The sequence below is a fragment of the Fictibacillus sp. WQ 8-8 genome (genome assembly GCF_024494405.1).
In the GTDB taxonomy this organism is placed as follows: domain Bacteria; phylum Bacillota; class Bacilli; order Bacillales; family Fictibacillaceae; genus Fictibacillus_C; species Fictibacillus_C marinisediminis.
Map to the genome: position 1 here is coordinate 360,082 of NZ_JAMXKG010000005.1, position 26,330 is coordinate 386,411.

25 protein-coding genes and 4 pseudogenes are annotated in these 26,330 nt (G+C 43.2%); 16 read left to right on the plus strand and 13 right to left on the minus strand.

What is annotated here, in order from left to right; genetic code table 11:
* The first annotated feature begins 1 nt into the window (after position 1).
* Together M1K46_RS13725 and M1K46_RS13730 are read left to right on the plus strand one after the other, a co-directional pair.
* A complete protein-coding gene (locus M1K46_RS13725; protein WP_256226373.1) occupies positions 2–229 on the plus strand; it encodes a hypothetical protein in 228 nt (75 codons plus the stop codon).
* 489 nt (positions 230–718) lie between these two features.
* Entirely contained in the window at positions 719–871 is a 153-nt protein-coding gene (locus M1K46_RS13730) for a hypothetical protein (RefSeq protein WP_256226374.1), read from the plus strand.
* Between the two features lie 122 nt (positions 872–993).
* Here M1K46_RS13730 and M1K46_RS13735 read toward each other — a convergent pair whose 3' ends face one another.
* Together M1K46_RS13735 and M1K46_RS13740 are read right to left on the minus strand one after the other, a co-directional pair.
* Positions 994–1,377, minus strand: coding sequence for a YciI family protein (locus M1K46_RS13735; protein WP_256226375.1), 384 nt, complete (start codon positions 1,375–1,377; stop codon positions 994–996).
* Positions 1,378–1,521: 144 nt separating this feature from the next.
* Positions 1,522–1,799, minus strand: a pseudogene (locus M1K46_RS13740) (YciI family protein); the annotation flags it as partial.
* Positions 1,800–2,033: 234 nt separating this feature from the next.
* On the opposite strand from M1K46_RS13740, the pseudogene M1K46_RS13745 reads away from it, so the two are divergent.
* Positions 2,034–2,243, plus strand: a pseudogene (locus tag M1K46_RS13745) (aldo/keto reductase); the annotation flags it as partial.
* Between the two features lie 89 nt (positions 2,244–2,332).
* Entirely contained in the window at positions 2,333–2,998 is a 666-nt protein-coding gene (locus M1K46_RS13750) for a haloacid dehalogenase type II (protein WP_053357440.1), read from the plus strand.
* Positions 2,999–3,015: 17 nt separating this feature from the next.
* Here M1K46_RS13750 and M1K46_RS13755 read toward each other — a convergent pair whose 3' ends face one another.
* Positions 3,016–4,863: a terpene cyclase/mutase family protein gene (locus M1K46_RS13755; protein WP_256226460.1), complete on the minus strand. Its 1,848-nt coding sequence runs from the start codon at positions 4,861–4,863 to the stop codon at positions 3,016–3,018.
* A gap of 168 nt (positions 4,864–5,031) precedes the next feature.
* Here M1K46_RS13755 and M1K46_RS13760 point away from each other — a divergent pair.
* Positions 5,032–5,789: pseudogene (locus M1K46_RS13760) on the plus strand (SDR family NAD(P)-dependent oxidoreductase).
* Between the two features lie 78 nt (positions 5,790–5,867).
* Positions 5,868–6,269: a DUF1259 domain-containing protein gene (locus tag M1K46_RS13765; protein WP_256226378.1), complete on the plus strand. Its 402-nt coding sequence runs from the start codon at positions 5,868–5,870 to the stop codon at positions 6,267–6,269.
* 12 nt (positions 6,270–6,281) lie between these two features.
* Here the strand turns inward: M1K46_RS13765 and M1K46_RS13770 are convergent, their stop codons facing one another.
* Complete coding sequence (locus M1K46_RS13770; protein WP_256226379.1) at positions 6,282–6,872, minus strand: MFS transporter; 591 nt, start codon at positions 6,870–6,872, stop codon at positions 6,282–6,284.
* A 13-nt stretch (positions 6,873–6,885) separates the two neighbouring features.
* The gene (locus M1K46_RS13775) at positions 6,886–8,073 is read right to left on the minus strand and encodes a putative glycoside hydrolase (protein ID WP_256226380.1); all 1,188 of its coding nucleotides are present in this window, start codon (positions 8,071–8,073) and stop codon (positions 6,886–6,888) included.
* A 204-nt stretch (positions 8,074–8,277) separates the two neighbouring features.
* On the opposite strand from M1K46_RS13775, the gene M1K46_RS13780 reads away from it, so the two are divergent.
* The 6 genes from M1K46_RS13780 to M1K46_RS13805 all read left to right on the plus strand — a co-directional run bounded on the left by M1K46_RS13780 (position 8,278) and on the right by M1K46_RS13805 (position 15,290).
* Positions 8,278–9,669 (plus strand): amino acid permease, encoded by a 1,392-nt coding sequence (locus M1K46_RS13780; protein WP_256226461.1) that lies wholly within the window; start codon positions 8,278–8,280, stop codon positions 9,667–9,669.
* A 110-nt stretch (positions 9,670–9,779) separates the two neighbouring features.
* Entirely contained in the window at positions 9,780–10,817 is a 1,038-nt protein-coding gene (locus tag M1K46_RS13785; RefSeq protein WP_256226382.1) for an MFS transporter, read from the plus strand.
* Positions 10,818–11,052: 235 nt separating this feature from the next.
* On the plus strand, positions 11,053–14,010 hold the full coding sequence (gene fdhF / locus M1K46_RS13790; RefSeq protein WP_256226383.1) for a formate dehydrogenase subunit alpha: 2,958 nt from the start codon (positions 11,053–11,055) through the stop codon (positions 14,008–14,010).
* The gene (locus tag M1K46_RS13795; RefSeq protein ID WP_062233516.1) at positions 14,010–14,489 is read left to right on the plus strand and encodes a DUF1641 domain-containing protein; all 480 of its coding nucleotides are present in this window, start codon (positions 14,010–14,012) and stop codon (positions 14,487–14,489) included. Before fdhF ends, M1K46_RS13795 begins: the two co-directional genes overlap by 1 nt.
* A 10-nt stretch (positions 14,490–14,499) precedes the next feature.
* Positions 14,500–14,931, plus strand: a complete 432-nt coding sequence (locus M1K46_RS13800) for a phosphate-starvation-inducible protein PsiE (RefSeq protein WP_062236928.1) — start codon at positions 14,500–14,502, stop codon at positions 14,929–14,931.
* Positions 14,928–15,290, plus strand: a complete 363-nt coding sequence (locus tag M1K46_RS13805; RefSeq protein ID WP_053357432.1) for a DUF2294 domain-containing protein — start codon at positions 14,928–14,930, stop codon at positions 15,288–15,290. Before M1K46_RS13800 ends, M1K46_RS13805 begins: the two co-directional genes overlap by 4 nt.
* A gap of 52 nt (positions 15,291–15,342) precedes the next feature.
* On the opposite strand, the gene mgrA is transcribed toward M1K46_RS13805, so the two are convergent.
* Positions 15,343–16,350: an L-glyceraldehyde 3-phosphate reductase gene (gene mgrA, locus M1K46_RS13810; RefSeq protein WP_256226462.1), complete on the minus strand. Its 1,008-nt coding sequence runs from the start codon at positions 16,348–16,350 to the stop codon at positions 15,343–15,345.
* Positions 16,351–16,390: 40 nt separating this feature from the next.
* A complete protein-coding gene (locus M1K46_RS13815; protein WP_053357431.1) occupies positions 16,391–17,044 on the minus strand; it encodes a GDSL-type esterase/lipase family protein in 654 nt (217 codons plus the stop codon).
* 483 nt (positions 17,045–17,527) lie between these two features.
* Here M1K46_RS13815 and M1K46_RS13820 point away from each other — a divergent pair, with 483 nt between their 5' ends.
* From M1K46_RS13820 to M1K46_RS13835, 4 genes are read left to right on the plus strand one after another with little or no spacing between them, the layout of a single operon-like run.
* Complete coding sequence (locus M1K46_RS13820) at positions 17,528–18,634, plus strand: ABC transporter ATP-binding protein (RefSeq protein WP_256226384.1); 1,107 nt, start codon at positions 17,528–17,530, stop codon at positions 18,632–18,634.
* Complete coding sequence (locus M1K46_RS13825; RefSeq protein ID WP_256226385.1) at positions 18,624–19,427, plus strand: ABC transporter permease; 804 nt, start codon at positions 18,624–18,626, stop codon at positions 19,425–19,427. The genes M1K46_RS13820 and M1K46_RS13825 overlap by 11 nt, the downstream gene beginning before the upstream one ends.
* 22 nt (positions 19,428–19,449) lie before the next feature.
* Entirely contained in the window at positions 19,450–20,232 is a 783-nt protein-coding gene (locus M1K46_RS13830) for an ABC transporter permease (protein WP_375162203.1), read from the plus strand.
* Positions 20,229–21,302 (plus strand): ABC transporter substrate-binding protein, encoded by a 1,074-nt coding sequence (locus M1K46_RS13835; protein WP_256226387.1) that lies wholly within the window; start codon positions 20,229–20,231, stop codon positions 21,300–21,302. Before M1K46_RS13830 ends, M1K46_RS13835 begins: the two co-directional genes overlap by 4 nt.
* Before the next feature lie 74 nt (positions 21,303–21,376).
* Here the strand turns inward: M1K46_RS13835 and M1K46_RS13840 are convergent, their stop codons facing one another.
* From M1K46_RS13840 to M1K46_RS13865, 6 genes and pseudogenes are all read right to left on the minus strand, one after another.
* On the minus strand, positions 21,377–22,075 hold the full coding sequence (locus M1K46_RS13840) for a MurR/RpiR family transcriptional regulator (protein WP_256226463.1): 699 nt from the start codon (positions 22,073–22,075) through the stop codon (positions 21,377–21,379).
* An 8-nt stretch (positions 22,076–22,083) separates the two neighbouring features.
* A pseudogene (locus M1K46_RS13845) lies at positions 22,084–22,221 on the minus strand (RidA family protein); the annotation flags it as partial.
* A gap of 42 nt (positions 22,222–22,263) precedes the next feature.
* Entirely contained in the window at positions 22,264–22,959 is a 696-nt protein-coding gene (locus M1K46_RS13850; RefSeq protein WP_256226388.1) for an aspartate/glutamate racemase family protein, read from the minus strand.
* A 27-nt stretch (positions 22,960–22,986) separates the two neighbouring features.
* The gene (locus M1K46_RS13855; protein WP_375162197.1) at positions 22,987–23,496 is read right to left on the minus strand and encodes an AAA family ATPase; all 510 of its coding nucleotides are present in this window, start codon (positions 23,494–23,496) and stop codon (positions 22,987–22,989) included.
* Between the two features lie 10 nt (positions 23,497–23,506).
* A complete protein-coding gene (locus M1K46_RS13860; RefSeq protein ID WP_375162198.1) occupies positions 23,507–23,656 on the minus strand; it encodes a DUF3977 family protein in 150 nt (49 codons plus the stop codon).
* A 217-nt stretch (positions 23,657–23,873) separates the two neighbouring features.
* Positions 23,874–26,303, minus strand: coding sequence for a M14 family zinc carboxypeptidase (locus M1K46_RS13865; RefSeq protein WP_256226390.1), 2,430 nt, complete (start codon positions 26,301–26,303; stop codon positions 23,874–23,876).
* Between the last annotated feature and the right edge of the window lie 27 nt (positions 26,304–26,330).

Consider the following 26,330-nt stretch of genomic DNA (forward strand, 5'->3'; position numbering starts at 1 on the left):
AATGTCAATACATTCTGCAATTACTTCATTGTTTAACGGGATGAGTTCTCCGGGATTAAAAGTCGTACCCTCAAAAGTAGGAGCACTGAACGAAGCAAATCCAAGGACTCCTTTACACTTTCTGCATTCCTTTTTACACTTCGAGGAGCTAGAGGAACTCTCTTTTTTGCACTTAGAAGAGCTGGAGGAGCTGGAGGAACTGGAGGAACTGGAACTTTCATCTTTATGAATATGGCAACGTTTTTTTATAATTTTAACACCCTTCTTTTTAACTCTTCTTTTCGAGGAGCTAGAGGAACTAGAGGAACTCTCTTTTTTGCACTTAGAGGAGCTAGAGGAACTGGAACTTTCGTCTTTATGAAAATGATGACTTTTTTTCATAATTTTATCACCTTTCTTTTTAAATCTTCTATATTATATTAATTTCATAATCCAATGTATGGTTGAATGATAGAGGACAAACGTACATTTAATAGTAAAGAGTAGCCAATTATGATAGAAACAAGAATAGCGTCCATGTTATCGCTCTTGTGTTACTATCCACGGCCGCATCAGTCGCAATTGCTGCATTATTGCGGCGGCTCTATTTAGCCTAAATAGTAAAGTAACGAAGTACGAGAAAGTCGTTTAGTTGAGAAAAAGCGCATTAATTCCCTACCACTGGGAAAACTTTGATTATGCATAATAGACAAACTAACTATGAAAAGGGGTATGAACCATGAAGAAAGACCACGAACAAAAGCCGTCGGTCGCTCCAGGCATGAATGATGCAGAAGAATTAGACCAAGAGGCTACACAGGAAGAAATTGAAAGAGGCAATTATACAGAAGTAACAACGATGTCTTGGGATGAAGTGGATCCAAGTGATTAAGGCTATATAGCTTTTATGAGCCAGAACAAAGCCTGTACAAACTATAAAAAGGCATTATAATGCCTTTTTATAGTTGTTTTATTTTGCTTTTCTTACTCCTGGTAGCATGAGAGCCCGTATAACTAGACGTTCTGTTCCCTCTGTTCGAAATAATGGATAGGCCGGATCACAATGCCCCAACCAAACTGCTCACCAGCTCTGACTTGCGTGGTCGGATGTAGTAAGGCTATCCGAATCGCATCCTCCATGTCCTTTGCTTCAATGAGGAACGCACTGCCGATCAGCTCTTTGGTCTCTACAAAAGGACCGTCCGTAACCATTACCTTCCCGTTCTCCCGGCGCAAGCATTTGGTTTCTAAGTCGAGCCCAGCATCCATCATCACTTGACCGCTTTTGTAGAATTCCTTGAGGTGGGGCTGACATTCGCTCATGACAGCCTCAATCTCCGCCTTGGGACGGGCATCCATTTTTTCTTGATTGAAGTAACCTAAACATAGATATATCATTTTAACATCTCCTTTATATCATTGATATTGGCTTACATTTTGCTGTTTGTTTTAAGTCGACGATCGGCATACAGTAAAATGGACTCATCACAAATTGTTTTTCTAGACTTTTTCATCGGTTTTACTTGCTATTCCTCCATACATTCAGAGGCCCGCTTCAGAAGCAGTTCCCGCTCGGGTGTATTGCGGGTAAAATCCATGTGGATCTGGCATTCGCATCGCCCATTCTATTGCTTCTTCTCTAGATTTAACCTCTATGAGAGTAAAACCAGCAATCATCTCCTTTGATTCTGTAAATGGTCCATCTATTACTTTTGGTTCCTGCCAGGTTCGGGGTACGAGATTCGAATTCCGTTTGAGCTTGGATGAAGCCCTTCAGCGGCTAACAGAAAACCTGCTTTCACCAATTCCTCGTTATATTTCACATAGCCTCCTTACAACGAACGAGGAATTACAAAATCGACATGAAAAAATATTTTTTATAAAATATTTTAGACATTCATTACTATCGTTAAATTATTCAATAAAAAAGTGGACAACACCTTTTGAGTTAGTGCAGCGATATCTATTTTTATCTCATTGAAAAGAAAGTCATTTAAGTTTCAATTCTTCATAAACCCCTTTAGTTACAAATAAAAGCTTTACTTCTTATTGAAGCTAACAAATGCAATGTCCAACCATTACAAATCGCTCTTGCCTGGACCATCCGTTCGAGCAACGTCATAGCGATTCCAAAAGCGGTTCAAAAAGAACATGTTATAGCAAATGCCGAAGCGGCAATGATTGAGATTACTGAAGAAGATCTCAATAAACTTAATCAAGTATTTTCTAAACCTACAAAGAAAATGCCATTGGATATTATTTAGAAGGACTTTTTTTATTTACATTTGTGATTGAAAATACTGAAGAGAGGAACATAGAGAAGAGAGTATTTACTTATGGGGGCAGATAAAAGATGAGCACGGAAATCAAAGCTTTTGTTTTTGATGTGTATGGAACATTATTTGATGTCCATTCTGTGAAGGAAAAATGCGAGGAATTCTATCCTGGAAAAGGAGAGAAAATCAGTCAAATCTGGAGAACGAAACAAATTGAGTATTCCAATTTGCGCCAGCTTATGGGCAATTATGAGACGTTCTTAACGATTACAAACGATGCCTTAAAATATGCCATTAAAGCCAGTGAAGAAGAATGGGGCGAGGAAAAAGAAAAGGCATTGATTGAAGCTTATTTGCAATTAACTCATTATCCTGAAGTAGAACGTGTACTTGTGCAGCTAAAAGATAAAACATTGGCCGTCTTCTCGAATGGTTCCCATGATATGCTTGATCCCTTAATCCAACAGTCCGGGCTCTCCCCTCTCTTTGACGCCATCATCAGTGTGGATGAAGTGAAACAGTATAAACCCACACCCGCTTCGTATGATCATGCGCTAAAAACATTGAATGTCAAAAGAGAAGAAGTATTATTCATGTCTTCCAACGGCTGGGACATTTCCGGAGCAAAAAACTTTGGATTTCGTACGGCATGGATCAACCGAAACGAGCTGCCCATTGAGGAATTGAACCTTGCTCCTGATACCATATATTCTGATCTTAATGGAATTCTTGAGTGGAAATAATAAAGAGGGAGAAACCGTCATGGCTTCTCCCTGTATTTTTCCCTGTAATGGCATAGAGCAAGAAGTGGCCAGACATGATTATAGCTATGGTAATAGATATAAAAGCTTCCTGGCAACCCAGCGCCTGTTGGGTAGGTCAGGCTTTGAACATTATAATTTCCACGGTTTAATAGATAATCAATGCCTCTTTTTATGGTGCTGTTCGGTGTGGGACAAGCAGTGATCAAGGCATCAAGTGCCCAGGCTGTCTGGGTTATGGTGCTGTAGGAAAGGGAAATATATTTCTTTTCGATATCACTTCTGCATGATTCTCCCCAGCCACCGTCGGAATGCTGAATTTCTGTCAGCCATCCTATTGCCTTTTGAATGGTGCGGTCTTGCTCACAGATGCCCGCTGCCATCAATCCTGTCACACTTGCCCAGGTTCCGTAAATGTAACTAATTCCCCAGCGGCCGTACCAGGAACCGTCATTTTCCTGATTTCTTTTTAACCATTGCACGGCTGCTTTAATCCGAGGAGACGGCAGCAGCAAACCGTCATAGTTACCAAAAAATTCGAGGGTACGTCCTGTGAGATCAGCAGTGGAAGGATCCGTAAGGGCATCTCCCGCGTTTTCAACAGGCAAAATCCGCAGCCATTTTTTATTGGTGTCCTTCTCAAAAGCCCCCCACCCTCCATCCTTATTCTGCATGGATAACAGCCAGTCTCTTCCTCTTTTATAGGCATGATTCAGGTTCTTGTTTATTCTTTGGTATCGGTTTATTGTTCGAAGGGCAGCCTGTGTGTCATCTACATCGGGATGGCGGGTATTGCCTTCACTGAAACCCCATCCGCCTGGAGATGCATCCTGATTATGATACTTCCAATCACCATAGCTTGAATGCTGATTCTTCAGGAGGAACTGAAGGCTTTTTTTCAGACTGGGATGTGTAGAGGCAACCCCGGAAGACAATAAAGCATAGTTTATCAGAGAGGTGTCCCATATAGTGGAGGGAGAATTTTGGATATGAAAGGTCTGACCGTTATAGCACAACAAGGAAATAAGGCCATGAACGGCTTGTTTTATCATAGGTGAATCCTTCTTATAGCCGATTGAGATAAGCCCATACACCATAAGAAAGCTGGTACTTGCATAGTTAAGCAATGTACCGTCAGCTTCAATACGCTTTAAAATATAGTTTTCCAGAAAGGCAGTTTGATAAGAATACGAAGCCTTCCTACGAGTGACCTGTGTCTCATCCCATAAGCCATCTTCCATTTTTGTATACAAATGTTTCAGACACGGCGTGCTGCCGCTTCGTAATTGGAACTTTTGTGACATACCCAACAAAACGGGGGCAAAATGTGCCCTGGCATAGCTGCTGATATCATAAAAGTTTAAGTTAACTTTCTCCATTATTCGAAAAATCCTTGCAGGATCAGCTGTATGTTTCGGCCAGGGGTACAGGCCGTTAAACGCAAAAAAGACTTTTGTCATCAAACTTACTTTTTTTAAACCGCCCTGATTTCTAATAAAACTGACGGCTTGCTTTAGACGGTTTGTCTCATTTGGCACGTGCCCTGAAAAGAGGAGAGCGGTATACGCTTCTGCTGTCGCCGTCAAATTCCCCTTTTCCTCATCAGGATAGGCTTTCCACACTCCATTCGTTTCCTGCTTGGACAACAATCGTTGAACGAGCCGCTGAATCAGTTTTTCGTCTTTCCATCCCAGAGTCCGTAATAAAATAATCATGTAGGCGTCAGTCATTAAAGCATTTTCGAAGCAACACCTCCATGATCCATCCTGTTCCTGCAGCTCAAGAAGGCAGGAACTGCGGCTGTCAATTTCCCTATTTACCTCAGCAAGTCTGTACATGGCATCCATCACTCCGGTTAAGTCCCTTGGCAGTTGCTTTACTGCCTATAATGTATGTGTGTGCAAGGGTACCGGTGACTGATATCTTTAATGCCAAATTTTTTCTAAGATTTAAAGATTGATATACTATTTACAATCTATTATTTTGCATGCATAAAATAGGTGATCAATAAGGGAGTGATTCTAATCAATAACTTACATAGCAAAATTGCACTCGTAACCGGAGGATCAAAAGGCCTTGGCAAACATATCAGCGCAGCCTTGGCACAATCAGGAGCAACCGTCATCGTCAATTATGCACACAGCCGGGAAACTGCCCTCCAAACCATCGACTTCATTCAATCCAGCGGAGGAAAAGCATTTGCTGTTCAAAGCGACGTAACAAATGAAGAATCCGTAAATCGCCTAGTTAAAGAAAGCGAAGAGATAACGTGCGAGACAATCGATATTCTGGTAAACAACGCTACCGGCCCCCAGCCAGAGCTCTCACTTGAAGAAAGCACATGGGATGACTATTTGGATCAGCTGAACTTTTTTGTGAAAGCTCCTCTGTTATTAACGAAGGCGGTCTTGCCGGGGATGAAAGAAAAAGGAGAAGGCAAATCATTAACATTGGAAGTGAAGTCATCCAATTAGGGAACGCAAACTTTGCAAACTATGTAACTGCGAAATCCGCTCAGCTTGGGATGACCCGATCTTGGGCGAATGAACTCGGACGTTTTGGAATCACGGTGAACCTTCTGAACCCCGGCTTTATACCAGTGGAGCGGCATGAAGGGATCGATCCAAGTAATTACCAAAAAGGCGTGCCCCTCGGCCGCATGGGAGAACCCCTTGATATCGGAAACGCGGTTGTATTCTTGGCATCCCATGAAGCCAAGTTCATCACCGGACAATCACTATCCGTGAACGGCGGGAAAACGTTTGGTATATAAAACTTCTTCATTCCCTTTTGATTCATGCACCCAGTTAACGGTTCCTTCATATTTTAATGGAAAAAAGGAAGGTCTCTCATGCCCTCTTTTGGCCAGTTGTGTCAGCAATACGCCCAAATATTGAATGGAACTCCCAAGGTTGAACATGGGGTATGCTCGGTAGAGTTCCAGCGCAATCTGCATGTTACCATTCAAGGACGTCCGAGCCGCGGCGAACTTCATGCTGGTCTGATGTTTGAATCTGTGGATCAACAAGGAAACGCCCTTAACCTGGGGGAAGTGGTTTTATTAGAAGAAGAGATACCTTTGTTCACGAGTATTCTTGTTAAAAATAAAATCATGATAAGCGCACTTCATAATCATTGGATGTATACAAAACCGAGCATCCTTTATCTTCACTTTCAATCTGTTGAATCTCCCTTAACGTTTGCTCATAAAATGTCAGAAGCATTTAGAGCTCTAAAAATTAATGTCTCATGATACTAACTTTACTTATGTCTTTGTCTCTGAAGTAACTATTTCTGGTAATCCGCTCTCTTCCTCTTCCACTGGCAGATTACTTAGCTTTGGAAGCGGTGAAAATACAATCCACACTAGAGCGGTCACGGTGCCTATCGCGCCTACAACGAGGGTGAGGCGCAACCCAATGAATGTTCCGAGGTACCCTCCCAGAAGTGCTCCAATCGGGGTAACTCCTGAAACGACAATTCGATAGCTTGCATTCATTCTGCCAAGGAGATTCTCATGTGTGATGGTTTGGCGGAGGCTGATGACATGAACGTTGGAGATGACGACACCCACTCCTCCCAAGAAGAATGAAATGATAAGAATAGGAGATGTGATGTAAAATGGCCCGCTAGCCATAATAGGAACGAGAAGAGGTGCCAGGCACGCGACAAACATAGCTTCGAAGATGGTGGGACCCGTTTTAAAGCGTGTGCCGATATAATTGGCAAGAAGTGAACCAAAGAATGCGCCGACACTTGCCATTGCCAGGATGACCCCGAGTAAAGTGGGTCCGATCTGCAAATCCCGCGTCAGGCCCACGCGGGAGATGATCTGAATGAATGGGTCGAAATCCATGAGCTTTTTCCATCTACTGCTTTACTTTTTTAAACGCCTCTTCTGTATACTTATTCTTCGGATTCCAGAGCAAGTACTCATCCACACCAAGCTCCTGCCCAGCCCGAATCTGATCCTTCACCTGCTGTGGCCCGTATTCAATATGGCCGTCCACCCAGGTGGCAGTGAAATCCTGGTACCACGGACGGATTTCAGCGACCGGTTTCTTTTGTTTTTCGAGCACCTTGTCCCGGTCGACAGCAAACTGGAGAGCTTTCTTGATCAGTTCATACGGCTTGGCATCCGGGACACTTATGCCGTACACCCCTGGTCCGTAATGGGACGGGTACGTCATTGGGCTGATCACATCGACGGTCGGAGTAACTGACTCCCACTGCTGGCCGATGCCGGAATCGTCTTTTTGGCTTGTGGACACACCGAACACATCGGCTGATACTTTGACGCCGTATGGCTTCAGATCCTTTTTCGCATAAAGAAGGAAGTCGTGAATGTTTTGCTCTTTAGACTTTTTATCCGGGTTATCAAACTTCACTTCACGATCCACCTGCGCCCCGTTGTCGGGGAATCGGACATAGTCGAACTGAATCTCATCAAACCCTTGCTTTGCCGCTTCTTTCGCAATAGAGGTCACATAGGACCAATACTCTTCATTATACGGATCAACCCAGGGAATGCCATCGTTGTAATATAAGCCACCGCTTTTCTTCTTCATGGCATACTCTGGTTTTTTCTTAGCCATATAAGGATCCTTAAAGGTAACGATCCTGGCAATTGTATATATGTCTTTGTTCTTCAGCACTTTCATCCGCTGAGAGATATTGCTGATTTTCGGGTGCTGATCTGAGCCGTATTGATTAACGGCAGGCACCTTTGAATCGTATGTAATCTTCCCGTCATCTTCTTTTACATCTACCACGAGTGCATTGAGTTCTGTATCATCCACCAGCTTGACCAGTTCATTAAACTTTTCATTATTTCCGGCGGATGCTCCTGACATGTAGACTCCCTTTACTTTCACATCTTTCGGTTTTTTAACAGGAACTTTCCTTTCCTTTGCTGCTTCTTCTTTCTTTACCGGCTGGTCTTTTGCTTTCGTTTCATTCGTTGTGCTTCCCGACGTCTTTTCTGCGGTCCCGCATCCAGCCAGTCCGCTAACTACAAGCAGACAGGTTAACGAAATGCTTCCGAACGCTCTCTTCATTTGGTGCTTCCCTCCCCTGATGTAGCATCTAGCTATGTTCTATGGTTCGCAGTGTTAATACCCTCTTTTAGAGAGTTTAAGCGCTTTCTCTGCTTTTTTAACAATCTTTTAATAGAAGGAAGAGAGAACTGATTACCAACTGGTTTTATTTGGTCATACTAAAGGGAAATAAGTAAATAACTCGCAGAAGTTAACTTGCCATATATGTCGCAGGAAAGGTTGGTGCAGGAGTTGAAGAAAGAAGAAGATTTGCAGCGGGGGTTGAAAAATCGGCATATCCAGCTGATCGCCATCGGCGGAGCGATTGGAACCGGTCTTTTTTTAGGCGCGGGAAAATCGATTCACTTGGCGGGGCCGTCCATCATGCTGAATTACGCACTTATTGGAGCTATGCTGTTTTTCATGATGCGTGCCTTGGGTGAAATGCTCATGTACAGCCCGACATCCGGCTCGTTCACTCACTTTGCCGAATCGTTCATCGGGCCGTGGGCAGGTTTTATCACGGGGTGGACGTACTGGTTCTGCTGGATCGTAACAGGAATGGCCGAAATTACAGCGGTCGGATTGTATGTGAAATACTGGTTTCCGAGTATTCCTCAATGGCTGACGGCACTGGCCGCTGTACTTGTTTTGCTGCTCATTAATATGTCGGCGGTTAAAGCGTTCGGGGAGATTGAATTCTGGTTCGCTCTTATTAAAATCATTACCATTATTGCGCTCATTGGTATTGGAATCGTGCTGATCGTCATGGGCTATGAAAGCCATGGCACTCAGGCTTCATTATCCAATCTCGTAAATCATGGCGGATTTTTCCCGAACGGTTCATCGGGCTTTGTTCTTGCCTTTCAAATGGCACTCTTCGCATTCGCAGGAGTGGAGCTTGTCGGCGTAACAGCCGGTGAAGCACAGGATCCAGATAAAACCTTGCCAAGTGCCATCAACAACATCCCTGCACGGATTCTTCTCTTTTATATCGGGTCACTGATCGTCCTCATGTCCATCTATCCATGGGATAAAATAGATCCAGACTCAAGCCCGTTCGTTTCGGTCTTTAAGTTGATCGGTATTCCGGCAGCATCGGGTATCATCAATTTCGTCGTCCTCACTTCCGCAATGTCGTCTTGCAACAGTGGCCTGTTCAGTACGGGACGAATGCTTTACACACTGGCGAATGAAGGAAAAGCACCTAAAAAGCTTGGATTGCTAAACAAAAAGCAAGTGCCGGCACCCGCTCTTATCGTTTCAACATTTTTCCTCTCGTTTGGCGTTTTGCTCAATTATTTATTGCCGGAGGAAGTGTTCACGCTGGTGACAAGCATCGCGACCATCTGCTTCATCTGGGTATGGGGAATCATCCTGGTCGCCCATCTCCGCTTCCGGAAACTAAAGCCTGAGGACGCGAAAAAGAGCGCATTTAAAATGCGGCTTTCGCCGGTGATTAACTGGATCGTACTGGCATTCTTCGCTTTTGTTATCGTTGTGCTTGGTTTTGCGGCAGATACACGTATCGCCCTGTTCATTACACCTGTCTGGTTTGTGATTTTGATCATCGCTTACATGATTACAAAAAGAAACACTGAAAAAAGCATTCGTTAATTTTAAAACCCCCGAGAACTCATACCGTTCCGGGGGTTATTTGTGATTTACAGTAATTTACATAAAGTGTAAAATAATAGGTAATTTGTGTATATTGTGGAGGGATGTATTTGTTTTCTCTATTAAAAAATTCTCTTTACCTGCGATTTTGGCTTGGGCAAGTCATTTCCCAACTTGGAGATGGAATCACAAGAATTGGGATTACCTATCTTGTAGCAACGCTATCCAAAGATCCGCTATTAATCGGACTTGTCATTTTCGCCCAATTACTTCCCACTGCAGTCTTTGGAATTTTTCTGGGTCCCCTCGCTGATCAATGGAACAGAAGGTGGCTGATGGTTAGTGCAGATCTGTACCGGATGGCTATGGTTATAGCCATGATTTTTTTCTATGATTCTGTTCCAGCATTAATCATTTTGACTGCTTTTCACGGAATCGGAACGGCTCTTTTTGATCCTGCACGTACATCTTCCATTCCAGACCTGGCCGGAGAATCCAACCTCTCGGAAGCCATTTCACTGTCTCAATCTACAAAAGCTGCAATGGATATCATCGGCCCGTCGTTAGGGGCTTTGCTGTTAATGAGTAAGCAGTATTCCATCATTTTTTTAATTGATGCAGCTACATTCGCCGGCTCTGCACTTCTTCTCTTTACACTTTTTTCTATTGGAAAAGTACATGCCTATTCGCCTGAGGACAAGAAGACCTATTTATCTTTTATTACCTCTGGCATAAAGGAGATCACCGGCATGCCTTCTCTGCGCTTTCTTCTCTTACAGCTGCTTCCTATCACACTGGTCGTCGGTATACTGAATACAAACCTGGTGGCTGTATTGACCACTACATTCCATGTATCTGCGTTTCACTTTAGCCTGATTGAATCTTCCATGGCGATCGGGGTAATCATCGGTGCTACCTGGTTCGGTCCTTACCTTATGAAACGATTAAAAGCAAATGCTCTTTTAATCTCAGGAACGGCTGTTATCGGCATTTGGATGGCACTCATTCTTCACCTAGACTGGATAAGGGAAGAAACAGGAATTGGAGCGATCTATATTTGGTGCACATTAATAGGAGTCTTTAATGCCCTGATTAATGTTCCGTTAAGTACCCTTTTCCTTCAGGTAACTCCTCCTGCTTTCAGTTAAACTCACAATGTATTTGAAACACTTGCCCAACGTGATATAATAAAAAAAGAAAATGTTCATCGTTCTTCGGTAATATCAAATTGCTGGAAGAGCTTGTCATTTAATGGAATAGCGGGATGGATGGCTGGTATTTAAAATGCTTAGCAATTAACCCACTGTAAAGGAATTTGTGCAGCAAAAGCACAGATTGTTTTATAGTGGGTTTTTTTATGTTTTCTAATAGGAGGAAAGTAAAGTGGCAAACAAGATTAGGATTGAAATAAACGGGAATTTACAGGAGGCTGAGGAAGGGACCAGGGTACTGGATCATCTTCTGGCACAGGGTGTAGAGCACCCGCACATCTGCTATTCGGAAACACTGGGGCCGATCCAGACGTGTGATACGTGCATGTGTGAAATCGATGGAAAGCTGATGAGAGCCTGCTCCACCGAAGTAAAGGAAGGCATGAATATTCTTACCTCCTCTCTTTCTGCAAAAACAGCCCAGAACGAGGCGATGGATCGAATTTTAGAGAATCACCTTCTCTACTGTACGGTTTGTGATAATAACAATGGAAACTGTAAGGTCCACAACACGGCAGAACTATTGGAGGTAGAGCATCAAACTCGCCCGTTCCGTGAGAAAGGCTATGAAGTGGATATGTCCCATCCCTTCTACCGCTATGACCCGAATCAATGCATCCTTTGCGGAAAATGTGTAGAAGTATGCCAGGATCTTCAAGTGAATGAAACACTGACGATTGACTGGGAAAGAAAGATGCCCAGGGTTATATGGGACAACGATAAATTAATCAATGAATCTTCCTGTGTCTCTTGCGGTCAATGTGCAACCGTCTGTCCGTGCAATGCCTTAATGGAAAAATCAATGCTTGGGGAAGCGGGTTTCATGACCGGAATCAAGCAGGACCTGCTCAATCCGATGGTCGACCTCATAAAAGAAGTGGAACCCGGATACAGCGGAATTTTTGCAGTTTCTGAAGTGGAAGCTGCCATGCGTGAAACCCGTACAAAAAAAACAAAGACTGTTTGTACCTTCTGCGGAGTCGGCTGTTCATTTGAGGTATGGACGAAAGGCCGCCAGATTTTAAAAATTGAACCTTCCGAAGATGCACCAGTTAACAGTGTTTCTACCTGTATCAAAGGGAAATTCGGGTGGGATTTTGTGAACAGTGACCAGCGCCTCACTACACCGCTCATCCGCAAAGGCGATGAGTTTGTAACAGCAACCTGGGAGGAGGCTCTTTCCCTTATCGGTGAAAAGATGAGCCATATAAAAAATACGTATGGAAGCAATGCGTTAGGTTTTGTCAGTTCATCCAAAACGACAAATGAAGATTCCTATCTTATGCAGAAACTGGCCAGGCAAGTATTTGAAACGAACAATGTGGATAACTGTTCACGTTATTGCCAATCCCCTGCCACCGACGGTTTGCTTGCAACAGTCGGGTACGGCGGAGATTCCGGTACGATCAAAGATATCGCAAGCGCCGGACTTGTCATCATTATCGGGGCCAATCCTACAGAAGGACATCCTGTATTGGCCACACGTGTCAAACGGGCGAAGAAACTTTATGGACAAAAATTGATTGTTTCTGATCTTCGCAGACATGAAATGGCGGAGCGATCCGATCTTTACCTGCACCCGAAACAAGGTTCTGACCTCGTCTGGCTGGCGGCGGTAACCAAATACATCATCGATCAAGGCTGGCATGATGAGGACTTTATCAGGGAAAGGGTTAACCAGTATGAGGACTACCTTCACCTGCTTAGAAAATATACGCTTGAATATGCAGAGGAAGTCACAGGACTTTCAAAAGAACAGATGATCAAAACGGCGGAAATGATTCATGAAGCAGACGGCACCTGTGTTCTTTGGGGAATGGGTGTTACTCAAAATATCGCCGGATCCCATACGTCTGCTGCGATTGCAAACCTGCTGCTGGCTACTGGCAACTTCGGGCGCCCGGGTGCAGGAGCTTATCCGCTGCGCGGGCATAATAATGTACAAGGCTCCTGTGACATGGGAACTCTTCCTCAATGGCTTCCCGGCAACCAGAGACTGTCCGATGATGCTGCACGTGCAAAATTTGAAGAAGCATATGGAGTATCCATCTCCCCTAAAGCAGGATTTACAAACATTGAAATGCTTCAGGAAGTGGAAAAAGGCAATTTAAAATCCATGTATTTGATGGGAGAAGACATGGCCTGGGTGGATTCCAATTCCAATCATGTCCATGACATGCTAGGCAAACTGGAATTCTTTGTCGTTCAGGATGTTTTCTTTACAAAAACGGCTCAATTTGCCGACGTTGTCCTTCCAGCTTCTCCATCACTGGAAAAGGATGGCACATTCACCAATACAGAACGCCGCGTTCAGCGTTTGTATCAGGCGCTTGAACCTATGGGAGAATCCAAGCCGGACTGGTGGATCATCCAGCAGATCGCTAGGCAGATGGGAATGGACTGGAACTATTCACATCCTCGTGAAATTATGGATGAAATTGCACGCCTTGCCCCTATTTTTGCTGGAGTCAGCTATGACCGTCTAGAGGGATGGAACAGCCTCGTCTGGCCGGTGCAAAAAGATGGCAATGATGAGCCGCTTCTTTACACTGAGCGCTTTAACTTCCCTGACAGCAAAGCACGCTTCTCCCTTGCTGAATACTTGCAGCCAGTGGATTATGAAAAGGAATTTGATCTGATCTTGAACAACGGCCGTCTGCTTGAACATTTTCATGAAGGCAATATGACAAACAAGTCAAAAGGCATCCAGTACAAGCTTCCTGAAGTCTTTGTTGAAGTTTCGCCTGAACTCGCCAGTGAAAGAGGCCTTCAGGACGGCTCTTCTGTCCGCCTGATCTCACCGTACGGTTTTATTAAATTGCGCTGTATCGTCACAGACCGGGTCAAAGGAAATGAATTGTATGTACCGATGCATTCTGTAAGCCACGAAAATGCCATTAATATGCTGACCGGCAGTGTCGGCGACGTCCGGACCCAGACTCCTGCCTATAAGCAGACAAAAGTACGAATGGAACTTATTCATGTTAAAGGCAGAACACCGCTTCCAATGTATAATCCGCGATATGCAGAACGGAACCCTCAGGCTGGTGTTCAGGTCGAACGCAAGTGGGCCCGAGAGGACTACGTGACAATTGCCGATATTAATGTACCAGTGGGAGGCCGACGATAATGGCACAGCCTATTACAAAGATTGTTCATTCAACACGAACCGAAAAAGAAATGCAGGAGCAGCAAATTGAAACGATTGTAGAGGATCTTGCAAAGAGTGCAGATGGAATAAAGGAACTGATCAAGCTTTTTCAGCAGCTTCATGACAGCGGAATTTTAGGATCGGTGAATGGCCTTGTTGAAGCGAAGGAGAAGGTGGCGGGGATTGCGGTTGAACAGCTGCTCCGCCCCCAGATGACCAATGCCATTAATAATATGATGGCGGCGGCCGGTGTCTTGTCCGATACCAACCCTGAAATGACGAAGAAACTGATGAGCAGCCTTGGCAATGGAATTCAAAGAGCGGAAAAGGGACTTATCAGTAATGATAAGGTAGGCATTTTCGATCTCATGAAAGCCCTAAAAGACCCTGACATTAACAGGGCAATCGGATTCGGTATGAACCTGTTAAAAGGTGTCGGGGAAGGATTGAAGGAGTAAGATGGTCCGCATGCTAGAAATAATCTTACCGGAAAAGTGGAAAACCATCAGTAATGGTTTACAAAAATTATTAAATCTCTCCCTTGTTCTGCTTGGCGGTATGCTGGTATTTTTTCTTTTCAGAGAGCTTATCTATATTTTCATGGACGCCTGCACAGGGAATCACAATGTTCATGATATACTTGGTAAAGTACTCGTGTTTTTCTTATATTTCGCCTTTATTTCCATGATTGTGACCTATTTTAGCGAAAGCCACCACTTTCCGCTTAGCTATCTTCTATACATTGGAATTACGGCGGGTGTCCGTTACATTATCGTCAACAACGCCAATCCATTAGGAAACTTTTGGCTTTCAATCGTCATCCTGCTGCTGGTTATCAGCTATATCATGCTGACGCCTAAAGGCAAACGATTAAAGGATACAAGGAGAAGGATACAATGACCAAAAATATAGAGCATCAATTCAGTATGCTTGTCCGTGAAATACGCAAGGAATTTGTCGGCAACGGTCCAAAGGAAATCAGCACACGCTTTGTTGGCTCTTGGGCCGTTAGTGAGATGAAAGGAAACCTTACGAATATCGAAAAATTCATGATGGGTTCAAAAGAAGGCGAGAAAATGGTTCACGAAGCACGTACCGGTCTCGTGAAAAAAATTTATACCGATCTCAGTGTCCGCAGAAAGTTTGAAGATCTTGCTGGTGCAGCCATCCTGCGTATTTTTTCTGATATCGACATTGAGGCTGATATTGCCATGACAATCTTTGTCTTTGACCGCCCCTTATTTTCTAAAGAGAAATAATAAAAACCCGGATCCTTTGTCAGATCCGGGTTTTCTCGATTTAAAAAAGGATTTATCGTACAGAGCTGTTTACGGTTAAAATATCATCAATTCTTTCTAGCTCTTCATCACTGAAATCAAGGTTATCCAGTGCTGCAATATTTTCTTCAATTTGACTCACTCTGCTTGCACCTATTAAAGCAGAAGTTACCTTACCGCCGCGAAGAACCCATGACAGTGCCATTTGAGAAAGGCTCTGTCCTCTGTCTGCAGCGATTTCATTGAGTCTGCGGACTCTTTCAACTACTTCAGGAGTGACTTCATTCTCTCCCAACGCTCCAGTCGATTTTGCCGCACGTGAATCAGACGGCACACCGCTTATATATTTTTTCGTCAACAAGCCTTGGGCAAGCGGGCAAAACGCGATGGACCCTACCCCGTTTTCCTCTAAAACATCCTGAAGTCCGTCTTCGATCCAGCGGTTTAGCATGGAATAGCTCGGCTGGTGGATAACGAGCGGTGTTCCCAGATCATTCAAAATTTTAATAGCTTCCGTCGTTTGTTCCGGGCTGTAGCTGGAAATCCCCACGTAAAGTGCTTTCCCCTGGCGAACGATAGCATCCAGCGCTCCCATCGTTTCTTCAAGAGGAGTATTAGGATCCGGACGGTGGGAGTAAAAAATATCCACATAATCGAGCCCCATACGCTTCAGGCTCTGATCCAGGCTTGCAATCAAATACTTTTTGGATCCCCATTCCCCATATGGTCCCGGCCACATGTAATAACCGGCTTTGCTCGAGATGATCATTTCATCACGGTACGGAGCGAAATCAGTCTTTAACATCTGACCAAACATTTCTTCTGCAGAACCTGCAGGCGGTCCATAATTGTTAGCCAGGTCAAAATGGGTAATACCAAGATCAAACGCTCTTCTCAGCATCGCGCGGCCATTTTCAAAGCTGTCGACTCCGCCGAAATTATGCCAGAGACCAAGAGAAATCGCAGGAAGAAGCAGCCCGGAGCGGCCGCTTCTGTTATATTTCATAGACTCATAACGATTCTTTTCTGCTGTATAGACCATCATTTATCTCCTCCTCAATTCTAGTAAAGCGCTTTCACTTTCAGTCAAAGAAATGAAGTTCAATGCATTCCGCCAATGCCTCCGACCCTTTGCTGCTTGGATGAAGGTGATCCCCCGAATCGAATTCTCGTAAAAGTCTTTCAGGATGATTTGGATCTTGTACAACTGCCTCAAAATCAATGACTTGATCAAATTCTCCAGAGTTCCGGATCCAATGGTTTACCTTCTGCCGCTTGGCTTCCTCGGTATCAGTAACTCCTCTATATCCGCCGAAGGGCAGGAGCGTCCCGCCGAATATCTGTATATTTTTTTCATGAGCCCACTTAATATAAGTTTTTAAGCCTTCAATAATTTCTTCCGCTTCAACTTCTTCTGAGATTGGATTTGATCCACAGGAATGAATGATATCATTCACGCCATGCAGGACAATGACATACTTAACATCTGAAGTTCCAAGTGCATCCTGCTTAAATCGTTTAATGCCCGATACACCAAAATTATAATGTTCTGGGCTGTCAGTTAATACCTTGTTCCCGCTGATTCCCCGCCTCAGCAAATGACACGGTACGGATTCTTTCACCAATCGCTCTTTAAAATAATCCGGCCATTCCATCGCGGTTATCGAGTCTCCGAAAGCAACGATAGAAGGAAGAAACTCCTTCTCCCTCTGACTCTCCTCGATTCCATTTGTCATATCTTTCTTATCCCCTCGCTTTCAAGGTATACTGTAAGATTCAGGATCACAAACCATACAAACATAGAATAGATGCCCAGAGCAAAAAAAACAAAGAATATGATCATTCGATGACGTTATTTCGATGGATTAACGGTTGTCACATCGAATTATCGTACCCAGGTGCCTCGCATCTAAAGTCTGAAACCGGACAGATTCCCCTGAATGGATTTGAAGAATTGATTCATAATCCCTTGAAAAAGACCCATGCAAATTTTTTCTTGCAGGAAAGATGGTATGTACATTGTTCACTCCTATGTCATCTCATTGGTCTGCTATTATTTGGAATAACCCGATACTTTCATTATTCAAGGAGTTTTATTTGCCTGTTTTTGTATTAAAAGCTTAAAGTTTTCATGTATAATTATTCAGTACAAAAAAGTAAAATTTTGTGGAATACTGTCCATTCAGAATAGAAGAAAAACAGGTAGATGAGGGGTTGCGATGACCAACGAAATTATTCAATTTAAAAATGTGACAAAGCAATATGACGATGATCCGGCAGTGCTCGATAACGTCAGCTTTGAAATTGAACGGGGAAAATTTTATACGCTGCTCGGTCCTTCCGGCTGCGGAAAAACAACCATACTTCGCTTGATCGCTGGCTTTACGGAGGCATCTGAAGGAGAGATTTATTTTAACAACAAGAAGATTAATGATGTACCGGCGAATAAACGCCAGGTTAATACCGTTTTTCAGGATTACGCACTATTCCCGCATTTAAATGTATTTGAAAATGTGGCATTCGGACTTCGTATTAAAAAGTTGAAAAACAACGAGATACAAAAGAAAGTGAAAGAAGCGCTCAGCTTCGTTAACTTGGAAGGCTATGAGACGCGTGAGATCCGGGAAATGTCCGGAGGCCAGCGCCAGCGTGTGGCCATTGCAAGGGCTATCGTCAACGAGCCGGAAGTCATCCTGCTTGACGAGCCGTTATCTGCTCTCGACTTAAAACTGAGGACAGAAATGCAGTATGAATTGCGTGAGCTGCAAAGGAGACTGGGAATTACCTTTATTTTTGTTACCCATGACCAGGAAGAAGCTCTTGCCATGTCTGATGAGATTTTTGTATTAAACAAGGGGAAAATTCAGCAAAGCGGTACGCCAATTGATATTTATGATGAACCGATCAACCGGTTTGTCGCTGATTTTATCGGGGAGTCCAATATCGTAGAAGGAAAAATGATCAAAGATTATCTTGTAGAGTTCGTCGGAGGACAGTTTGAGTGTGTGGATAGAGGACTGAACGCTAACGAACCGGTAGAAATTGTGATACGTCCGGAAGATTTGGAGATTACAACGCTTGAACGAGGAAAACTTAAGGTGCGTGTAGATTCACAGCTGTTCCGCGGGGTTCACTATGAGATCAGCTGCTACGATAAAGACGGCAATGAATGGCTTGTCCATTCTACGAAAAAGGCAGATGCAGGAAACGAAATCGGATTATATTTCGATCCGGAAGCCATCCATGTCATGCGGTTTGGGGAGTCAGAAGCAGATTTCGACCGGCGTCTTGAGGCTTATACTGCTGGAGATGCCCATGAACAATAAGATCACCCGAAATCTTTACCTTTTGCCTTATGCAATATGGATTATTCTTTTCGTTATTGCACCGCTTCTTCTTGTTCTTTATTATTCGTTTTTTGATATCGAGGGTCACTTTTCACTGGTGAATTACAAGAACTTTTTTACGCCGGTTTATTTGAAGATGACCTTCAGTTCGTTCTGGTATGCGTTTTTGATCACACTTATTTCCTTTATCATCTCTTACCCGACGGCTTATTTGCTGACGAAAACGAAGCATAAGCAGCTATGGCTGTTATTGATAATCGTTCCTTCCTGGATCAACCTGCTCTTGAAAGCCTATGCTTTCCTGGGCATCTTCGGGACAAAAGGAATCGCGAACAGCTTCTTGGAAGCCATAGGTGTTGGATCGAAACAGATCCTGTTCACTGATTTCAGTTTTATATTTGTATCGGTTTATATTTTCATACCGTTCATGATTTTGCCGATTTTTAACTCATTGAATGAAATGAATCCTACCTTATTGGATGCAGCCAATGATTTGGGGGCATCCAAGTGGACAACATTTCGCCGCGTCATCTTCCCTTTGACGATTGATGGTGTAAAGTCAGGCTGCCAGGTCGTATTTATCCCTGCGCTGTCTCTATTCATGCTCACACGCTTGATCGCAGGAAACCGCGTCATTACGCTTGGTACAGCGATTGAACAGCATTTTCTTGTCACCCGTGACTGGGGCATGGGTTCGACGATTGCGGTTTTCTTAATTATTATCATGTTCCTGATCATGAGTGTGACAGGGAACCGGAAACGAGGTGTATAAGTTGGATAATAAAATAAACTCGATGTCACGAATCTTTCTCGTGTTGATATTCCTTATCCTTTATGCACCGATCTTCTTTCTTGTGTTCTACTCGTTCAACACCGGTGGAACGATGTACGGCTTCAAAAGCTTTACACTCGATTGGTACAAGGAGCTCTTTCAGGATTCACGCTTGCTGATCATCGTGCTGAATACGTTTGTGATTGCTCTTCTTTCCTCTTTATTTGCAACCATTATCGGGATTTTCGGAGCACTAGGCATCCACAGCATGAAGAAACGGCAGACGAAAAACACGCTGCTGTCACTGAACAACGTACTGATCGTCAGTCCGGACGTTATAATTGGTGCCTCCTTCCTCATCCTGTTCACGAAAGCAGGAGTGAAGCTTGGCATGTTTTCCGTCTTGTTCTCACATATCGCGTTCAGTATTCCGATAGTCGTTCTGATGATCCTTCCCAAGCTGTCCGAGATGAGTCCGACGCTGATCGATGCAGCCAGAGATCTTGGAGCAAGCCACTGGAATGTGTTGACCAAAGTTGTTCTGCCCTACATCACGCCTGGAATTTTTGCCGGCTTCTTTATGGCGCTGACGTACTCTCTGGATGATTTTGCGGTTACGTTCTTTGTTACCGGAAATGGTTTTACTACGCTTTCTGTTGAGATTTACTCATTGGCCCGCCGTGGAATTTCGTTGAATGTCAACGCGCTGTCCACCCTCTTGTTCCTTTTTACACTCGTGCTTGTGGTTGTGTATTATTTCATATCTCAGCGCAACAAGCCGAACGGATGGGGGGTTAAAAAATGAGAAAGCTTGTCCGTTTTTTCCTGGCGATCATTCTTGTTTCTGCGGTTCTCTTTTATACTGTTTCTGAGCTGAACAACTCAGAGGGGTATTCAGGGCGGAATACCCTGACGATCTACAACTGGGGCGATTATATTGATCCCCAGCTGATCAAACGGTTTGAAAAAGAACACGGCATTAAAGTCATCTATGAAACGTTTGATTCGAATGAAGCAATGCTGACAAAGATTGAGCAAGGCGGGACTACGTATGATATTGCTATTCCGTCTGAATACATGATCGATAAAATGAGGAAGGAGCATCTGCTCATTCCTCTCGATCATTCCAAGCTTCCGAATTTGCATTATATCGATAAGCGATTCATGGACCTACCGTTTGATGAAGACAATAAATATTCTGTTCCTTATTTCTGGGGTACAGTCGGCATCGTCTATAATCCAAAAATGCTCGGCGGCAAGAAGATTACGAGCTGGAACGATTTATGGGGACCCGGCCTTCGGAACAAGATTCTTCTGATCGACGGAGCCCGCGAAGTGATGGGCATGGGACTCAACAGCATCGGTTATTCCCTGAATGATACGAATCATACCCACCTTCAGAAGGCCAAAAGAAAACTGGATACTCTGACACCGAATATCAAAGGCATCGTTGGAGATGAGAGCAGACTGCTGCTTGAAAATGAAGAAGCTTCAATCGGGCTTGTCTGGTCCGGGGTCGCTTCAGAAATCATGAGCGAAAACAAGGACTTAGAATATGTTGTTCCTAAGGAAGGCTCCAACTTGTGGTTCGACAATATGGTCATCCCGAAAACAGCAAAAAATAAAAAAGCGGCACACAAGTTCATCAACTTTATGCTTGATCCAAAGATAGCAGCTAAAAATGCAGAATACGTCAACTATTCAACGCCAAACAAAAAAGCTCTATCTTACATGCCGAAAGAAACCGTGAACGATGAACGCTTTTACCCGTCGCCTCAGCTGACTGAAAAGCTTGAGGTATACGAGAACCTTGGGAAAAAGAATTTGGCGTACTATAACGAGCTGTTCTTGGAATTTAAAATGCACCGCAAATAAAATAAGAGGAAGAGCTATTGCTTACAGCTCTTCCTCTTTTCTTATGGCTATTTTCGTAAAGGTTGTGATTCATCCTATTGATTAAGTTTATGTACCTCACGAGCAATGGATTCCAGTATATAAACAACAGGCACTTGTGCAGTAATATTAGCTTCTTCAAAAGATTCCTCGGTTACATAATACGGAATGTTTATATCAGAAATTTTCGCAATGGTAGATAGTTTATTGTTTGTAATACTGATTATTTTACTTCCTTCTTGTTTAAGAATGTTAAGATGAGTGACTGTAAAATTATTTTCTCCTGAGACAGATAAAGCAATGGTTACGCTATTATTGCGGAGTTTGGAGTGAATCGGAAAGATATATAACGAAAATTTACCTAAACTTGAGAAATATCTAGCTCCATATTCAGCAAGAATACCTGAGCTTCCTATCCCGATAAAAATAACATTATCTGCTTTGGTGACTAAACTTGCAGCTTTCCTGACTTTTTCTTCTATATCACCTTTTAAAGTCCGTTCAAAAAATTCTACTCCTGATTGTTGGGAACTTTTTATCGTCGTCTTTTTATTCTCTTTTAATTGCATTTTAAGCCTTATTTTAAATTTGGAAAAACCCTCACAATTTAGTTTCCTGCAAAAACGTAAAACCGTAGCTGTTGATACATGCGTTTCATCTGCTAGTTCACGAATTCGCATATAAGCCACTTTATCCATGTTTTGACTAATGTAGTTGTATAAAGAAGTTTCTAATTCATTGAAAGAAGCGATGATTTCGTTCGACCCTCACCCATTACCTGCCCGTCTTTCATGGCAGTGGTGCCGGCAACTTCTACACGTTTACCTATACGGATAGCTCTGCAATATCCTACGATCGGCTCCCACGGTGAACCTGTTAACACCTTTGTTCGATGATCCATTAAAAGCATCCCCGCTCTCTTACTGATTTTTCCTTTTGAGTCTCACGTATCTCCTAAAGACATATTAACCGCTTCAGTTGCATGTATTAAAGCTGTATCAAATAATGGCACTTCTGAATCTTCTGGTTTTACGAGTAATCCGATCTCCGTACAGCCCAAAATAATCCCTTCTGCTCCAGAAGCAACCAATCGATTAATAACCTCTTTATAATATTCCTTTGATGATTGCTTAATCTTCCCTAAACATAACTCTTCATAAATAACTTGATTAATTCTTTCCCTATCCTCTTTGTCTGGCACAAAGACATGAATACCTTGAGACTCTATTCGAGATTTGTAGAAATCCTGTTCCATCGTATATTTAGTGCCAAGCAATCCTACGTTTTTTATTTTTGATTTTTGAATTTGAAAAGCTGTGGCATCAGCAATATGCAGTATGGGTATATTTATTTTTTTCTGTATATCATTGATTACTTTATGCATGGTGTTCGTACAGATCACAATGAAATCGGCGCCTGCTTTTTCTAAGGACCCAGCAACATTCCCCAGGATTTTCCCGGCACTTTCCCAATCGCCTGCTGCCTGACAGCGTTCAATCTCTTCAAAATCAATGCTGTATAACAGGCACTCTGCTGAATGCAAACCACCTAATCTGTTTTTAACTTCTTCATTTATTTTTCGGTAATATTCTGCGGTGGATTCCCAGCTCATACCACCGATTAAACCGATCGTTTTCATAGAATCACCCTGTTTTCCTATTTACTTTTAATTGAAATATTTTTCAATATCCTGGTTGTTCTTTAATATAATCAGTTTGTGATCATATTGGTTTAGTAGTTTTAATATTTTGGGTTTACTTTCTTTTTCAAAGTTGGAGTTCCATATAAACATGTTCCTGAAGATCTTTAACGTTGGCCTGTAATTTGCCTTTTCGATTTTTAATTTTTGATAAACGAATCTCTTTATGATTCTAATAGTCCGTTTAGAATAATCAGTATCTAAGAGGATAATAAAATCTGCATTTTGAAAACTTGGATTCACCCAAGTATGGTGAACTCCCTCTACAATCCATTTGTCAGAGGAAATGATTTCATTCAGATACTGATCCCTCTCTTCATCACTTCTTCTTATATCTTCAGGCTTGTTCCTTTTCCATACGACGTTGTCCAGTTCAATGTACGGAACATTTAAACGAAAAGAAAGTGTCCTTGCTAACGTTGTTTTCCCGCTTCCTACTGAACCAATAATATGTATCTTACTTGGATTTTTAACCATCATTTTTTCCTTAATAACTAACCATCCCTTTTATTATTTTAAAAGCATTGCGGTTTTTCTTCCCTGTTTTGAATCCTTCTTTCGTATCAAGAATAAACACGGTTTTAGCCATCCAGATCCGGAAATAAAGAGAATGAAATTTATTCCCCCTAATGAACACCAAATTAACTTCGATATGAAACCCATTTTTCCTTCTTCAACCACCTAGTGATGGAAGTAACGTTCCGAACCTTGAAATCGGACAGATGAAATTACAGATGATGGCTTTATCTTTCTTGCTTGGGCTAGTCCCTCATGGAGGTGTCTTTTATGCCTTTACTTTGAAAGTCTTCTAGCGAAAAAAAACAAGCACCTCCACTAAGAGGTGCTTGAATGTTCTATTTGCTGTAAACTGCATTGGAAAGCAGGCGGAAAAGATAATCGGTATGATCCCTGAAGCCTGCTTCGATTCCCATAAGCGTGACGTCCTTGGACTGGTCCTTGATGATGACAGCCTGTCCCTGGGCGGCCTGGCGATTTTTCCAATGCCCTGCCATAAAGAATTCACTGCTGTTTTTAAAAGAAGCTGCCGTTTCATAACCATCCGTATTGGAGTACCAAACTGGGCCGTATACAAATCCGTAATCACTCTCATTGTAGCCTTGAGTCAGGGCGCTATGATTATAATCGACGCGAACAATCCCATTGCTGTCAGGGTTTCCTTTGTTGATGGTCACATTGGTCAGCCCAAGCGTTTTTGTGGCACTTGCTGCTCCAGAACCAATAGCGATATACTTCCCGCCTCCATTAACAAAATCAGTAATGTTCTTTTTCAAGGCTTGGAATTGTGCTTCGTTTTCCAGGCCGAACTCCGCGTTTGCTTTGCTGTTTTTATAGGAAATGAGATTGGATGTTCCGTTATAGAAAAATACATCAGTATTGCCAAGTCCTTGAACTGCGAGATCTCTTGGTGCGAGTTCTCTCACGTTAAAGCCCAGCCGTTCAAGGGCAAGCTTTGTTCCGGAGTGGGATTGAGTTTTGCCCATTCCTCCATCTTTTAAAATGGTGACATGCAGCTGTTTTACGTTTTGGACTTGATTAGGTATGGCCGCACTTTTGACGATCAGTCCAGACTTTCTGACGAATTGCATAAGATCATGGTTCACTCTGCTTTTAATGTAAAAAGAACCCTCTGTCCCGCGTTGGACTGCGTAGCCTCTGTTGATCAGCTTATTTGCAAGTTCAACTGATTTTACCGATGTGTTCGGAATTTTGTATGGCCCTTTCCCGATGAGCTTGCCCTCATCGTGCGCACTTTTGACATCATGTAAAGAGAATTTCAGGTTACTGTCAGCCGGTACCTGAATCGCGTCAAATCCCCACAGTTCCGGGAGACTCCATGCTGAAATGTCGTACATCGCTGGAGTATCATCCGTGATGTCTTCCCCATCCCAAAGCATAGTGTTGGCCAGTCCTGCTTTCGCCTGGCTCATGTTTACGATGTACGTTCCGGCAGGATAGGTCTTGCCATTAAAATTGAACGTTTTTTTTGATTTGCTTACTTCAATATCGTTTTTCATGAGATGGCTGACTGCCTTTTCTGTTGCTGAAGAATCTGTTGGATCAGAAGGCAGGATATAAGCCTTCGGGAAGAATCCTTTTTTATGGAACGGATGATCAAAGTTGATGCCTCGTTTGAAGACTTCAATCTGATCTTTCACCATACCGGTTTTATTTTGGCTGGCGTAGTTCAGAGCACCCATTACCGCGTCGTAATGCCACTTTACGCCATCCCAGTCATTAGTCGGCGTTTCAAGAGTATAGCCGTAAGATCCGTGATACATGGCATACATCGGAGTGAAGATCGGCGGATAATCATCCCAGCCTGCCGTGTCATCCCTCTGCGGTATGTAGGCACCCGTCATGTTCTGGTAATCTACTTTTGATGTCAAAGTATTCGTGTTCTTATAGTCTTTACGGTTGCTGACGATTTCAGACTCCATCGCTTTCGCCTGGTTCATCGCCCACTTGGAGAAAAGGTCATACTCATAGTTTGGATTATGAGGCGGCGTACACGGCTCGATCAGCCCCGGTTTATCCGGACCGCCATAATCTTTCACATAACCATGAAGGTCGAGAAACACCATCGGGTTCCACTCTTTAATCAGGGAGACCATCGCTTGAGTTTCCGGCTGGGATTGCGTGATGAAGTCGCGGTTTAAATCAATGCCATTGCCGTTAAAACGAGTAGCGTCGATCCGTCCATCCGGGTTGGCCACTACATTAAAGATAAGGATCTGATTCTTGAGGATCTGCTTTGTGTCTGCGTCGTTGTTTTTCGCAAACCGTTCAATGAGCTGAAGTACGGCATCTGATCCAGCAAACTCTGTTCCGTGGATGGATCCGTTGATCATGACAGGCACCTTGACGTCCGGATGCTTGTCAATAAAGACTTGAGCTTTTTCGGGATTCTTAAACATCTCTTTTCTAAGTTTCTTGTAAAATCCTAATTGCCCTTTTGCTTTTTGGTCAGCGATTGTGACCACATACATATCCCGGCCGTTTGCTGATTTCCCGTACTTGGTGACCGTCATCCGATGGCTTTGCTTCTGAATCTTCAGAAGCTGCAGGCCGATCTTTGAGTATTTCGTAAAGTTATAGTTCTCGCTGTTGAATAAGCTTCCGTCTTTTTCACTTTGAGCTTCAAAAGTATTTACATTGTGCCATTTAACTGGTGCTTTCCCTGGTGATTCTGCCAATGCCGCATATGGTGCTGCCAGGATGCTGAGGCCGATCAGCCCTGCTGCTGCCTGTTTCTTAAATCCCATCTTTCAATCTCCCCTTTTCCAAGAAAT

Excerpts from the sequence above, each read along its gene's own strand:
- M1K46_RS13820 (WP_256226384.1), top strand. The coding sequence starts at position 17,528 with ATGACCAACGAAATTATTCAATTTAAAAATGTGACAAAGCAATATGAC.
- M1K46_RS13765 (WP_256226378.1), top strand. The coding sequence starts at position 5,868 with ATGCCCTCTTTTGGCCAGTTGTGTCAGCAATACGCCCAAATATTGAAT.
- M1K46_RS13730 (WP_256226374.1), top strand. The coding sequence starts at position 719 with ATGAAGAAAGACCACGAACAAAAGCCGTCGGTCGCTCCAGGCATGAAT.
- M1K46_RS13825 (WP_256226385.1), top strand. The coding sequence starts at position 18,624 with ATGAACAATAAGATCACCCGAAATCTTTACCTTTTGCCTTATGCAATA.
- M1K46_RS13800 (WP_062236928.1), top strand. The coding sequence starts at position 14,500 with ATGCTAGAAATAATCTTACCGGAAAAGTGGAAAACCATCAGTAATGGT.
- M1K46_RS13725 (WP_256226373.1), top strand. The coding sequence starts at position 2 with ATGTCAATACATTCTGCAATTACTTCATTGTTTAACGGGATGAGTTCT.
- M1K46_RS13835 (WP_256226387.1), top strand. The coding sequence starts at position 20,229 with ATGAGAAAGCTTGTCCGTTTTTTCCTGGCGATCATTCTTGTTTCTGCG.
- M1K46_RS13855 (WP_375162197.1), bottom strand. The coding sequence starts at position 23,496 with ATGGTTAAAAATCCAAGTAAGATACATATTATTGGTTCAGTAGGAAGC.
- mgrA (WP_256226462.1), bottom strand. The coding sequence starts at position 16,350 with ATGGTCTATACAGCAGAAAAGAATCGTTATGAGTCTATGAAATATAAC.
- M1K46_RS13830 (WP_375162203.1), top strand. The coding sequence starts at position 19,450 with ATGTCACGAATCTTTCTCGTGTTGATATTCCTTATCCTTTATGCACCG.
- M1K46_RS13775 (WP_256226380.1), bottom strand. The coding sequence starts at position 8,073 with ATGAAGAGAGCGTTCGGAAGCATTTCGTTAACCTGTCTGCTTGTAGTT.
- M1K46_RS13850 (WP_256226388.1), bottom strand. The coding sequence starts at position 22,959 with ATGAAAACGATCGGTTTAATCGGTGGTATGAGCTGGGAATCCACCGCA.
- M1K46_RS13755 (WP_256226460.1), bottom strand. The coding sequence starts at position 4,863 with ATGGATGCCATGTACAGACTTGCTGAGGTAAATAGGGAAATTGACAGC.
- M1K46_RS13805 (WP_053357432.1), top strand. The coding sequence starts at position 14,928 with ATGACCAAAAATATAGAGCATCAATTCAGTATGCTTGTCCGTGAAATA.
- M1K46_RS13865 (WP_256226390.1), bottom strand. The coding sequence starts at position 26,303 with ATGGGATTTAAGAAACAGGCAGCAGCAGGGCTGATCGGCCTCAGCATC.
- M1K46_RS13735 (WP_256226375.1), bottom strand. The coding sequence starts at position 1,377 with ATGATATATCTATGTTTAGGTTACTTCAATCAAGAAAAAATGGATGCC.
- M1K46_RS13780 (WP_256226461.1), top strand. The coding sequence starts at position 8,278 with ATGTCGCAGGAAAGGTTGGTGCAGGAGTTGAAGAAAGAAGAAGATTTG.
- M1K46_RS13770 (WP_256226379.1), bottom strand. The coding sequence starts at position 6,872 with ATGGATTTCGACCCATTCATTCAGATCATCTCCCGCGTGGGCCTGACG.
- M1K46_RS13795 (WP_062233516.1), top strand. The coding sequence starts at position 14,010 with ATGGCACAGCCTATTACAAAGATTGTTCATTCAACACGAACCGAAAAA.
- M1K46_RS13750 (WP_053357440.1), top strand. The coding sequence starts at position 2,333 with ATGAGCACGGAAATCAAAGCTTTTGTTTTTGATGTGTATGGAACATTA.
- M1K46_RS13815 (WP_053357431.1), bottom strand. The coding sequence starts at position 17,044 with ATGACAAATGGAATCGAGGAGAGTCAGAGGGAGAAGGAGTTTCTTCCT.